This window comes from Anaerocolumna sp. (genome assembly GCF_032079385.1).
In the GTDB taxonomy this organism is placed as follows: Bacteria; Bacillota; Clostridia; order Lachnospirales; family Lachnospiraceae; genus Anaerocolumna.
The window spans coordinates 163,193-175,403 of the sequence record NZ_DAMAUC010000001.1 but is presented as its reverse complement, the minus strand read 5'-3'; the positions used below and the strand labels follow the sequence as shown (position 1 = coordinate 175,403).

General features: G+C 34.5%; 11 protein-coding genes. All 11 read right to left on the bottom strand.

Annotated features, from left to right (window positions below; genetic code table 11):
* Positions 1-368 precede the first annotated feature (368 nt).
* A complete protein-coding gene (locus RT261_RS00755) occupies positions 369-1,157 on the bottom strand; it encodes a 5-deoxy-glucuronate isomerase (RefSeq protein WP_313128081.1) in 789 nt (262 codons plus the stop codon).
* A gap of 49 nt (positions 1,158-1,206) precedes the next feature.
* Positions 1,207-3,144: a 3D-(3,5/4)-trihydroxycyclohexane-1,2-dione acylhydrolase (decyclizing) gene (iolD, locus tag RT261_RS00750; RefSeq protein ID WP_313128078.1), complete on the bottom strand. Its 1,938-nt coding sequence runs from the start codon at positions 3,142-3,144 to the stop codon at positions 1,207-1,209.
* Between the two features lie 279 nt (positions 3,145-3,423).
* Positions 3,424-3,657 carry a polya polymerase gene (locus RT261_RS00745; protein ID WP_313128076.1) on the bottom strand — a complete coding sequence of 78 codons (234 nt, stop codon included), beginning with the start codon at positions 3,655-3,657 and terminating at the stop codon, positions 3,424-3,426.
* A gap of 333 nt (positions 3,658-3,990) precedes the next feature.
* On the bottom strand, positions 3,991-4,575 hold the full coding sequence (locus RT261_RS00740; RefSeq protein WP_313128073.1) for a hypothetical protein: 585 nt from the start codon (positions 4,573-4,575) through the stop codon (positions 3,991-3,993).
* A 51-nt stretch (positions 4,576-4,626) separates the two neighbouring features.
* Positions 4,627-5,880: a dGTP triphosphohydrolase gene (gene dgt / locus RT261_RS00735; RefSeq protein WP_313128070.1), complete on the bottom strand. Its 1,254-nt coding sequence runs from the start codon at positions 5,878-5,880 to the stop codon at positions 4,627-4,629.
* A gap of 412 nt (positions 5,881-6,292) precedes the next feature.
* Positions 6,293-7,120: an energy-coupling factor transporter transmembrane component T family protein gene (locus RT261_RS00730; protein ID WP_313128068.1), complete on the bottom strand. Its 828-nt coding sequence runs from the start codon at positions 7,118-7,120 to the stop codon at positions 6,293-6,295.
* Entirely contained in the window at positions 7,113-8,831 is a 1,719-nt protein-coding gene (locus RT261_RS00725) for an ABC transporter ATP-binding protein (protein ID WP_313128065.1), read from the bottom strand. Before RT261_RS00725 ends, RT261_RS00730 begins: the two co-directional genes overlap by 8 nt.
* Before the next feature lie 53 nt (positions 8,832-8,884).
* Positions 8,885-9,442 carry an ECF-type riboflavin transporter substrate-binding protein gene (locus tag RT261_RS00720; RefSeq protein ID WP_313128062.1) on the bottom strand — a complete coding sequence of 186 codons (558 nt, stop codon included), beginning with the start codon at positions 9,440-9,442 and terminating at the stop codon, positions 8,885-8,887.
* A gap of 13 nt (positions 9,443-9,455) precedes the next feature.
* Positions 9,456-10,316: an SAM hydrolase/SAM-dependent halogenase family protein gene (locus tag RT261_RS00715; RefSeq protein ID WP_313128059.1), complete on the bottom strand. Its 861-nt coding sequence runs from the start codon at positions 10,314-10,316 to the stop codon at positions 9,456-9,458.
* A 291-nt stretch (positions 10,317-10,607) separates the two neighbouring features.
* Positions 10,608-11,441 carry a CpsD/CapB family tyrosine-protein kinase gene (locus RT261_RS00710; protein ID WP_313128055.1) on the bottom strand — a complete coding sequence of 278 codons (834 nt, stop codon included), beginning with the start codon at positions 11,439-11,441 and terminating at the stop codon, positions 10,608-10,610.
* A 6-nt stretch (positions 11,442-11,447) separates the two neighbouring features.
* Entirely contained in the window at positions 11,448-12,206 is a 759-nt protein-coding gene (locus RT261_RS00705; RefSeq protein ID WP_313128053.1) for a YveK family protein, read from the bottom strand.
* Positions 12,207-12,211 lie beyond the last annotated feature (5 nt).

The window sequence follows — 12,211 nt, the reverse complement described above, 5'->3', positions numbered from 1 at the left end:
ATTTGCAATATCTTGGTTATGTTTTAGTTCAATATTACCAACTCTTTGTTATATATTACAATTAGTTTATAGTTTTGTCAATATATATTTATCATTTTTATTCAATTTTTTGTATTATTTCTTTCAAAACACCACACATATGACCACACATTATCTTCCTATTCCATTTAACCACTATACTTTTTAATAATTATCATATAAAATTTTTTAAATTTTAGTGTAATTTCTCTAAATATGATTTACATAATGATTTATTGTTATATTTTGATATTCTGCCAGCACTTTTATAAATAGTCCTAATAAAAAAACATTATGAGAAAAATATTAATTCTTCTCATAATGTTTTTATTTTAAAATTTCTTTAATTATTAACGATAAGTAATAGGGGCATCAACCATCCATAAATGATCCGGATCATCCACCCGATCTGTCCAGGGATTACCGTCCAGATGTCGAATCATCCAAACAACATACATGGGGTAGCCAGGAGCTGTTACTTGGGGATGTGTTTTTCCCGGAGTTATTGCACAAAAACTTCCATCTTTAATTTTATATACATCATCCCCGATAAAACACGCACCAAAGCCTTGGGGTTTATCAAAGCGGTAATAGTATACTTCAGGCTGAGGATGATGATGGGGTATATAACCGGACCATCCACCCTGGAAACTGATGGTTTCACCCAATACCATATTAGAATATGGTGCATTCTTATAATCAAAGGCAGTTCTTACAATTCGTCTTGCAGTACCCTCACATAAGTCTTTTCCCGCTAATGCATCAATACAGTCTTCCGGTGTATAGAATACGGACGGAAACTCTCTTTCATTTGCAGTAGATTGCACCAGAATCTCAGTATCTGCAAAAGCAGTTATTGTAATCTTAGTACCTTTGCACACATGAAGACACCATAGACCTTCTTTTAAGAAGTTACCTCTTTTTACAGTTCTGATTTCCTTCTCCCACTCATACTTAACCTCTCCAGTTACAAGGAGTACCGCCTGTTCTTCATCCTCTGAATAAAATTCCCGAATGTCACCATTCTTTAATTTATAAACTGTAATATTCATTAGCATATCTTTATAAAGTCCTTCCGTTCTGGTAAGAACTTTGACACCATTTTCATCAAATTGAGGATAACCAAATTTATTATTCATAACTTTTCATTCCTTTCACTTCGCACAAGGTACAAACATATTGCTTTTCTTAATACCTTCTTGCATTCTTTAGATTATTTTCTTTATCTTTATAAGATTCCTGTACGGATTCTTTTTTAGATGTACTGGCGATTCCTACATGCCACCATGAATCATAGCCCTCTGTCATGGTTTTTGGCAGAACCTTTATGTCAATTAAAGTGGAAATTTTTTGTTTCTTTGCATCTTCTAAGGCTTCTCTTAATTCTTCTAAAGTTGTGGCTTTATAAGTCTTAAGTCCATATCCTGCAGCATTCATCGCGTAGTCAATGGTAATTAATCCTCCATCATGTGCAGAACTGCTTTCATCATCACGATATCTAAATTCAGTAGCAAGATTACCAACACCATTTGACATCTCCAGATTATTAATACAGCCAAAACCACTGTTATCAAATAAAAGAATATTAATTTTCTTACGCTCCTGTATTGAAGTAACTGCTTCACTATGCAGCATTAAGTAACTTCCGTCTCCACACATAGCATATACTTCTCTATCCGGCTCAGAAAGCTTTGCACCTAATGCGGCAGCTATTTCATATCCCATACAGGAATATCCGTATTCCATATGGTAGCTGTCTTTTACCTCCGTTGTCCACATTCTTTGTAAATCTCCTGGTAAGCTGCCTGATGCACCGGTAATAATAGCATCCTTTTCTATTACATCACGGATTAAGCTAATTGCCGCCACCTGTGTCAGATTACTTCCTGTTAATTTATTAAATTCCTGAATACTTCCTGGATTTGCTGCCTTTATTAACGGTTCGAACTCGTCATTATATGTATAGGAAGCAAAAAAGTCCATTTCTTTTTTCCACGCCTCTTTTGCTTCTTGTATCTGGGTTGTATAAGCAGAATGGTAACCTTTGTCTTTCAAAACAGCGCTGATTGCTTCTAAGCCGGCTTTTGCATCACCAACGGCTTTTACACTATCGAACTTATAAGCATGGAATTTAGATACATTCAAAGTAACAAACTTCACCATTGGATTCCTAAACTGAGATTTGGAACCGGTTGTAAAGTCAGTCATTCTGGAGCCTATAACGATTACTAAATCTGCTTTTTGAGCTATGGTATTAGCAGCAAGATTGCCCGTTACTCCTATTCCTCCCAGATTATATGGTGAATTGGAACTGCATGCACTTTTTCCTGCCTGTGTTTCAGCAAAAGGTATATTAAAATCCTCGCAAAACTGTTCCAATGTTTTACCGGCACAAGAATATTTGACTCCACCGCCGCATATAACCATAGGAAGTTTGCTTTGTAATATCAAGGTAGTAACATCCTCAATTTCTTCTACCACAGGGACTTGTCTGGTTATTCTATGTACTCTTTTCTGGAAGAACTGTTCCGGAAAATCAAAACTTTCTCCTTGTACATCCTGAGGCATTGCAACGCAAACAGCACCCGCCTGTTCTGGATCAGTCAGCACCCGCATTGCATTGATTAAGGCTGTCATTAACTTCTCCGGCCTGGAAACCCTATCCCAATATTTACAAACGGGCTTAAAGGCATCGTTTGTTGTTATGGAAAGATCACTGCTTTGCTCAATTTGTTGTAATACCGGATCTGGCTGTCTTGTTGAAAATGTATCACTTGGAAATAATAATAAAGGAATATTATTAACGGTAGCTACGGCTGCTGCCGTTACCATATTGGCTGCACCCGGACCAATAGATGAGGCACAGGCTATGATTCTTTTTCTATTGTTCTGCTTGGCATAAGCAGTGGCCACATGAGCCATACCTTGTTCATTTCTTCCTTGGTATACTTTTAGAGAACCAGGATTTTCATCCAATGCCTGACCAAGTCCTAATACCATTCCATGCCCGAATATAGTAAATATTCCTGTTACAAATTTGATTTCTTCTCCATCTGCACTCACATATTGATTGTCCAAAAACTTCACCAGTGCCTGAGCTGTAGTCATTCTCACTGTTTTAACCATATTATCCTCCTTTTTAACTCTTTATAACAATTTAATTGTTATATTGTTTTATTATTTTTCACAATAAACCTAGTTCAAAAACAAAGATAGTTCCATATCCCAATAACATTTTGGTTACATTTTTGCATTAATATTATAAATTCTTTGTTATATTGTATATTTTAGTTGTTATATTGTCAATATGTTTTTATTACTTTCGCACAATTACTTCTACATTTCACTCTCTTTATTCTATAAAAAAAAGAGGCCGTTACAACAGCCCCTTTTTTACCGCTCATACTAACCACGTACCATAAAATTAATTAACTTATTGATATCATCCGGTTCATAAGCTACTATTTCTAATTCGTTTATTGTACCGTCAGAAAAAATTTTAGCCATAGAAAAGTACTGAGAAAGTTTTGATTTCAAATTAATTCTGTCTCCTTCATCAGAAACCATCTCTACCTTTCCTTTGCATGAGTCAATTACTTTAAAAAACGCGTCAATATCTGTAATATTATTTAATTTCATAAAACTACCTCCTTTAAGAAGTGAAATTCTTTGCCCTTTGGGCTCAGAATGACAATAATTTTGTAATAATATGTATCATAATCGTATGATCATTATACTACTTATTTGGTTGTAATATCAACCAAAATCATTTATATATATTCCATGCAAATAACGTAAATAGTCATTAATTATCTATCTTAATGCCGAAATCTTTGTAGGATTCTAATGTCTAGGAGGATTCTTCTGCATTGTATATACAGGGTATGGAGTAATGGCCATTAGAATCCAGAGTATACATAGCTTGGTAAGCTTTTTCATATAACAATACCTTCCTTTATAAGCGATTGCCCATTATACAGTTCTAATCTCATAAAAAACTAACTTTGCATCACCTATCGGATTTTTATGCAGATCAGATTCACAGGCAAAGCTCCATTCCAGCAAAACTGACTTTTGATTATTAATTTCAGGCTGAAATTTCTTCCTAATAGTTATACAATAATCAATTAATTCTAATAATTCATTTTGCTCAAAAAAATTTTCATTTCCTATAATTTCAATGTCATCATTAAAAATAATCGTAACATCTTTCTTGTTATATGTTACTAAGTTCCATAAATCATCTTCTACCGCTTCAATAACGGTACGGTGTTGTGATATATCTATCACCCCGCTCTTAAGGGCTATAAAATATGGATAGTAAATAATCAAGTCTTCTGATTTTAAACTTGAATAAAGATTCTCAGCAAATTCTTTTGCAATCTCAGCGCTGACACCTACTTTACGGGGTAAGTTCAAATCCTCGCCTTCTTTTACAGCACTTCGAACTGTCCATAAAATATTATCACTGAAAATAGTGCCAGACGAATACTTTCTCCACGGAACAGCCGGAAGATTAGATTTTTCTAAAGAATAAAATCCTTGTAATTTATTCATAATGTCCTCCTTAATTGGGGAGAATTTTTAATTATTAATTCGATTTAAATTCTAAATTTTAATTCTTGGATTATATAATTTATCATGTTCATCCAGGGCGAAACGATCCGTCATGGTTGCTATATAGTCACAAATAACTCTCAGCTCATTTGCAGGTGCTCCATCATATGCAATTTCTTTTTCTATATTCTTATACCGAAAATACCAGTCTGGAGGCAGTAATTTGGGATTATTCTCAAAGCCATACAATAAGTCTTTTACTAAATTTACAGCTTTTACGTCCATTGCCTGAATTGTATTTAATCCATAAACATATTTATAAATACTGTCTTTTATCTGATCAAAAAACTTTTTAGTTTCTTTTGTAAATGATATTAACATAATATTATTACTTGCTTTCTTCTTAACATCTTCGCAAGAGGATACCTTCTCCTCTTTCAAATTAGTAACACTATGTTCTGTTACATCTATTATTAATTTATGTATTAAATCTCCAATAAAGAACGTCTCACTATACCGGTTCATTTCTATTCTGTCTGTTTCAATATTCATAAACTTTGCGATGCTTTCTCTTAACTCATCAATGTGATCCCTGAATTCATTATTTTTGTAATATGAATTTTCAATCAGACCCGATTTAATAGCATCTTGCAAATCATGACATATATAAGCTATTGTATCAACTAAGCCTACAACTTGTCCTTCCAGTGTAGAGCAAACTTTATTAGGATTTAAACTCGAATATATTTCACATTTATCTTTATTGTGCTTTAAAATTCCTTCTCTTACTTCATATGTTAAATTCAACCCATCATAATCTTCACATCGTTTTTCTAATAAGTCCACAATTCGAACACTTTGTTCATTGTGAAGAAAATTTCCCATCTCTCTCTTAGAAAGCTCATCTCCTAAAAACCGCTCCACTGCATGACCAAATGGAGTATGTCCTAAATCATGCCCCAAAGAAATCGCTTCTGCAAGTTCTTCATTTAAGGCTAGTGATTTACATATACCTCTTGCAAGCTGTGAAACTTCTAATGTATGAGTAAGCCTTGTCCTAAAATGATCCCCTTCATGATTTACAAAAACCTGGGTTTTATACATTAACCTTCTAAAAGCTTTCGAGTGAATGATTCGATCTCTGTCGCGCTGAAAATCCGTTCTATTTTCACCACCTCTTTTATCTTCAGTATGGATTCTGCTATTTTCTTTAGGTGCTTTCGTTGCAAAAGGTGCCAAGATAGAGGCATAGTTTTCATCCAACTTATCCTTATACAATGGCAACGAATCAATAAAGTCTGTCATTTATACCTTCCCCTCTCCTTTGGAATAATATAACATTATGTTACATCAAAACGTAACAAATAACAATTGCCTTTTTGTTTATATTTTACCATAATAATTGCATAAAGTCCTTATATCTTATATGCTATTTTATATAAAGTTCAAAATTATATCTTTGTTTGTTACGCTTCTATTGTATATATTGATTTAGTAGTATATACAATAGTTATTTAGCAAAATTTAAAAATAAAAACTTGCCTAAAGTAGTTATTTAATTACTTTAGGCAAGTTAATTCCGAAACAATACTCAATAAGAAACAAAATTATAGTTCTCAACATCCACCAGTTGACTTCAGCTACATAAGAGCACCAATATTATTCAATTGTTAGGTTACTTTAAACACTCATTTAACAGGTAGTGCAAACTAACAACCTACATAAACGGATTATAAAATCTATTTCCATCATAAAAAGTAAAGACTAAAGATATAATAGAAAACACTATAGTAAATACAATAACTATGTAGTCCATTCTTGTAAAAGGCTTTGCCGTATACCAAGTTCTTTTTTTATTCTTGCCAAATCCTCTTAATTCCATTGCATTACTGACCACATCTATTCTTTCCATACTGGAAAATATAAGTGGAAATAATATTGCACCCATACTCTTGATTCTGGTAGGCAAAGATACATCTTGGGACATATCAATTCCCCTGGCTTCCTGAGATTGTTTTATCTCATTAAAATCCCTCTGAATATCAGGAATATAGCGAAGAGCCAATGAAATGGAATATCCGATTTTATAATTTACTCCTAAACGGTTTAAGGATGCTGCGAATTCACTTGGGTTGGTAGTAACAATAAAAAGAAGAGCTGGAGGGATTACTGTAAAATACTTTAAAGCAACATTGCATTCGTAAAAGATCTGCTCTTTTGTAATGGTATAATTCCCAAACAGATGCAGTAAATCGTTTCTGGTGCCATAGATCTTTGTTCCTTCATAAGGGGAAAAGATAAATATGGCAATAATATTAATAAGCAAGAATAAGCAAATGATCTTAAATACCATCGAAACTTGTTTATACTCTATTTTAGACATCTTAAATGCGCTTATACTAATTACCAGCATTACTAACAGAACTCTTGTATCATAGGTAATCATACCCACCACAGACCAAAGAATAAAGAATATCAGCTTAGTAACACCGCAAAGGCTGTGAATCCAAGTGTCCTTATCGGAATACGTTAAGAACTTAGCCATGAGTACGTACCCCCTTATCATATTCAATAAAATGCTGTACAAATGCGGAACCATCCTGTTTTTCAATTCCACACTTTATAGCTAGCTCATAAAGGGAGGTTTCTTTTAAGCTTGCTGCTTTAATAATGCTGCTATCAGTAAGAACGTTCGCTCCTGTGCTGTCAGAAATTAAAGTTCCATCTGATATAACTACGCATCTGGAGGTATATTCTAGCATCAGATGCATGTCATGGGTAATCATGATAATGGTTATCCCAAATTTCTCATTCATTTCCCGTAAGAATTCCATGATTTCTGTATAATGCCTGAAATCCTGTCCTGCCGTTGGCTCATCTAATATAATAATTTGAGGATTTAAAGCTAATATGGAAGCTATGGTAACCCTCTTCTTTTGTCCGAAACTAAGTGCAGCAATAGGCCAATTTCTAAAAGGATATAATCCACAGATTTTTAGGGCCTCCTCCACCCTTGTTCTAATCCCTTCTTCCTGAACTCCTCTGGCTACAAGACCTAAGGCAACTTCATCATAAATCATAGGCTTAGAAATCATCTGGTTTGGATTTTGCATAACCAAACCAATTTTTTCTGCTCTCTTTTTAATAGACTCTCCAGCCAAGTCTTGTCCCTGATATAGTATCTGCCCTTTATCCGGTGTTTGGAAACCACATATAAGCTTCGATAATGTGGACTTTCCGGCACCATTTCTTCCAACAATACTTAGCATATCTCCTTTATTAATAGAAAAGGAAACGTCTTTTAGAACTTCTTCTCCCTTTTGATAAGAGAAGGAAATATCTTTTATCTCTAACAGTGCTTCCTTTTTCTCGGAAATAAGAGGTTTCACTCTGTAAGAAAACCATTCCTTGATTTGCTCTTTATAAGGTTCTATATACATGTTATTCAAAACAGAAGGACAATCTTCTTCTCTTATGAGACATCCCGCATACTTCATTGCGGTTATATATAAAGGTTCTCTAATACCCTCTGTCTGCAGCAAATCCATAGTCAGAAGCTTATTAGGATTTAGATCTGCTTTTATCCTACCGTCACAAACTAGTATGATTCTGTCTACGCCTTTGTAAAGAACATCTTCTAAGCGGTGTTCAATGATAATTACTGTCTTTTTTGTATTCTTATGAATCTCATCAATTAATTCAATGGCATATTTACCGGTTGCAGGATCCAGATTGGCCAAAGGTTCATCAAAAAGCAGTATATTGACATCATTGGTCATAACACCTGCCATAGATACTCTTTGCTTTTGTCCACCGGATAAATCCTGAGGGGAATGAGAAAGTAAAGAATCAACGCCTACTATTTTAGCCGCTTCTAATACCTTTTCCTTCATAAGGTTAAGGGGAATACAAGCATTTTCTAATGAAAAAGCAATATCTTCACCTACTGTTAAACCTATAAATTGACCATCCGGATCCTGCAGCACTGTACCTACCTCTTTTGAGATCTCAAAAATGCTGCTTTCTTTGGTATTCTTTTCTCCTACCTTTAAAGTACCTGTACTTTCTCCCGTATACGAAAAAGGAACTAGCCCATTGATACAATGAGCTAGTGTTGATTTTCCTGAACCGGATGGACCAACAATTAGAACCTTTTCTCCTTCCATGATTGTTAGATTAATATTATGTAAAGTAGGTTCCTTTTGTGTTCTATATTTAAATGAATAGTCTATAAATTCAATGACCGGCTTTTTCATTTATTTGTCCTTTCAAAATTAATCATATATACAGTAGTTCTCTTATGAAGCGATTAATCTTCCTTAGATAAACTGGAAGATCCCGCTTTTACTTTAGTATATGCAAATGCCAGTAATGTTCCGATAACACCTACTGTAATTGAATTACTGATAAATGAAGCGACTCCCTGAACAAATACTTTATTGGTTGGTTCTGCATAAATTAAAATATCCAGGATTGGAGCAACAACTACCCAAGCTACAGCATTTCCTATGATTTGCATTACATTGAATAAAAGAATTTGTTTCTTCTTAAATCCACCTTCTTCAATTAGATACTTTGAAGCAATTAATCCTACAATTATTCCAAAGATAGCATCCGAAATTACCCAGCTCCACCAAACACCGCCATACTGAAATGCATCAGCTATAGCATGTCCTAGAAATCCAACAGAACCACCTACAATAGGTCCATAAATCGCTGAAAAGAATGCCAGTAAAGCCATTCTCGTCTGAATGGAAGTATTGGGAATAACCCCAAAGGGAATGGATACATAGGAAAGAACAATAAATAATGCCGTCCCTATACCGATTGCTACAACTTCACGAATACCAAACTTCATTTTACTCATAAAAGAACCCTCCTTATTCTGCGTATACGATACGCGGCGCTTTTTTAAATTTAATCTTCCAACTAAGGCCAGTGCCTATGTTATAGGCATTGGCAAAAGACCCCTGATTGATTGCTACTGCCATATTCTGTAAAGAATTAATGTACACAATGCTCTCTCCAAAACGAACATCAGCAAAGGATTTACCATATGTAATAAAGTTTTGATAGACGATTCTGGTATCATTTTGAATTAAGATATCTACTTTTTCTCCCCTTTGTATTCCAAGCTTAGAAAAAGTATCATAACTGATATTGGTCCACAAACTGCCAAAACGAACATCCAATACATCGATAGTTCCTGTAATCACGTCATTTTTATATACCGGATTCACAATTGGTAATTCTATAATACTGTCTGCAGGAATCTCGTCTCCAATTTCTCTAAATTCAATATGCTTTGCAGCCAATTTGGCTCCCACGTATGCATATACATCTCGTCCATGGAAGGTATAGGATAATTCAGAATGAGGCAAATGATTGGAGGATTCTTTAATTAATCTGGCTTCTTCAATGCCCAGCATTCGTTTTACGTGAGTTAATGTACCATTATCCGGAGTTATAATATAATGTCCGGTTTTTGTTTTTACAGCTATACTTCGTCTGTCGGATCCGACCCCAGGATCAACAACAGAAACAAATACTGTTTCTTTAGGCCAATATTCCACCGTCTGAATTAACCGGTAGGATGCTTCCCATATATCATACTGGGGAATATCATGGGTTAAGTTAAAAATCTTCATGTTCTGATCTTCTGAAAATGCTACACCATGCATGGCAGAAACAGCTCCATCTACTAAGCCAAAATCTGATTGAAATACGATCGCCCTATCCATACGTATGTCCTTTCTGTGAATTAGTGTTTTTTCTTTATTGTCTATATATAGTACATCATTATTGCTAACACGTTTATATTGTATAATATTATAAGCTTTTATTTCATATATTTCAACTGGGTTATGGTTAAAATGGTTAAGTATTCCAAAGCAGCTTCGCACTTTTACTGATTTGAAAAAACCACAAGAGGCTTTAGAAGCTTCCAGTGGTTTTAAATTTTAAGGTTCTTTTACTTCTTACTTACCTTCTTTAGTTATTACCCAGGTTAAATCGCTCTATAAACAAAACCTCTATTCCCCATAGGTACCATAATACTTACCATAGTATTTGCCATAATACTTTCCGTAGTACCCTTTCTTTTCCATAGGTACCTTGTTCAGTATTGCCCCGAGAATTCTACAATTAGATTTCTCTAACTGTCTCTTTACATCTTGCGCAAATCGGTAGCTGATTATATTACTTTCAATTACCATAATAGCTCCATCGGACACTTTAGCAACAACTGCGGTGTCAATGACAGAACCAAGGGGCGGAGTATCTATAATTACATAATCATAAAGTTCCCGGATAGTTTGAATCATGTTTTTAAACCGTTTATTTTCCAGTAGTTCTGCTGGATTGGGACTATAGGTACCCGCCAGGATTATGTCCATATTCTCAATGTCTGTATGTAACATTACATCTTTTAATTCTGCCTGTCCGGATAAATAATGTGATAAGCCACTTTCAACCGCTCCTACTTTGTATCTTCCGGCTAATACTGATTTTCTTAAATCTGCGTCTACCAGAATCACTTTCTTTCCTGTCTGTGCAAATGACACTGCCAGGTTAAAGGCTATACTGGACTTACCTTCATTTGGGGTGCAACTGGTAAAAGTAATCACTTTAATTTCATCACCACTGAATTGGATGTTGGTTCTTAATGTCTTATAGGCTTCATTGGCTCTATAATCTAACTCTTCTCTTTTTTCAAAGGTAACCTGCTCTAATTCACTATTTTCTATAATCGTTTTTATCTCCATATTTTTGTCTTTCACTTTATTCCCATAAGCATTCTTTTCATAAGCTTTATTTTCATAAATCTTATTTTCATGAGTTTTCTCTTCAAATATTGTCTTCTCCACAGCTATCTACCTCATATCTTTCAATTGCTTTGATTTCTTCCTCTTTTTACGATTCTTCTCATCTTGTTTGGATAACTTTGCAGCACCTGATTCTATGGGAATTAGCGCAAGGGTAGTCATACCCAGGTATCTCTCTATATCGTCAGAATCCTTAATGGTGTCATCCAACAAGTTTAATAAAATTATAATTCCAGAAGCTATAAATACACCTAATACTCCACCGATTACTATGTTCATCTTCGTATTAGGGCTGGATGGATGGGACTGCATATAACCTTCTTCAACAATAGTTGGCTTATCTGCATCCATAATTTCTGCTATCTGAGTTGCAGACACTGTAGCAAATTCATCTACAATTTTCTTTGCCAGATAAGGATCCGTATAATTAGCTGTAATAGCAAGTATACGAGTGTTTGACGGGTTACTTGGGGTTATGATTCCCACCATTTCCTCATAGGACATATTCAGACCAAGATTCTCAATTACCTGAGTAACTACTGGTCTGCTCTTAACTAATACCATATAGTCCTGAGTTAACTGTGAACCAATCTGAAGATCTGCCAAACTACTTAAAGTAGTGGTCTTACTAAGAATATATAATTTAGTTGTAGACGTATAGACTGGAGTTATCAAAAAGCTACTGTAGAGGCCTGCTGCAGAAGCCATAATAATTCCGGATAAGAGAATAATCCATAATTTTGATTTTATAAGATAAAACAAATCTCTCAGGTTTATTTCCACTTCATCGTTATTGTAATTTTCCATGTCTT

Bases quoted from the DNA above. Each gene is read 5' to 3' on its own strand.
- RT261_RS00725 (WP_313128065.1), bottom strand. From the start codon at position 8,831: ATGAAAAAGCCGGTCATTGAATTTATAGACTATTCATTTAAATATAGA.
- iolD (WP_313128078.1), bottom strand. From the start codon at position 3,144: ATGGTTAAAACAGTGAGAATGACTACAGCTCAGGCACTGGTGAAGTTT.
- RT261_RS00730 (WP_313128068.1), bottom strand. From the start codon at position 7,120: ATGGCTAAGTTCTTAACGTATTCCGATAAGGACACTTGGATTCACAGC.
- RT261_RS00705 (WP_313128053.1), bottom strand. From the start codon at position 12,206: ATGGAAAATTACAATAACGATGAAGTGGAAATAAACCTGAGAGATTTG.
- RT261_RS00755 (WP_313128081.1), bottom strand. From the start codon at position 1,157: ATGAATAATAAATTTGGTTATCCTCAATTTGATGAAAATGGTGTCAAA.
- RT261_RS00740 (WP_313128073.1), bottom strand. From the start codon at position 4,575: ATGAATAAATTACAAGGATTTTATTCTTTAGAAAAATCTAATCTTCCG.
- RT261_RS00720 (WP_313128062.1), bottom strand. From the start codon at position 9,442: ATGAGTAAAATGAAGTTTGGTATTCGTGAAGTTGTAGCAATCGGTATA.
- dgt (WP_313128070.1), bottom strand. From the start codon at position 5,880: ATGACAGACTTTATTGATTCGTTGCCATTGTATAAGGATAAGTTGGAT.
- RT261_RS00715 (WP_313128059.1), bottom strand. From the start codon at position 10,316: ATGGATAGGGCGATCGTATTTCAATCAGATTTTGGCTTAGTAGATGGA.
- RT261_RS00745 (WP_313128076.1), bottom strand. From the start codon at position 3,657: ATGAAATTAAATAATATTACAGATATTGACGCGTTTTTTAAAGTAATT.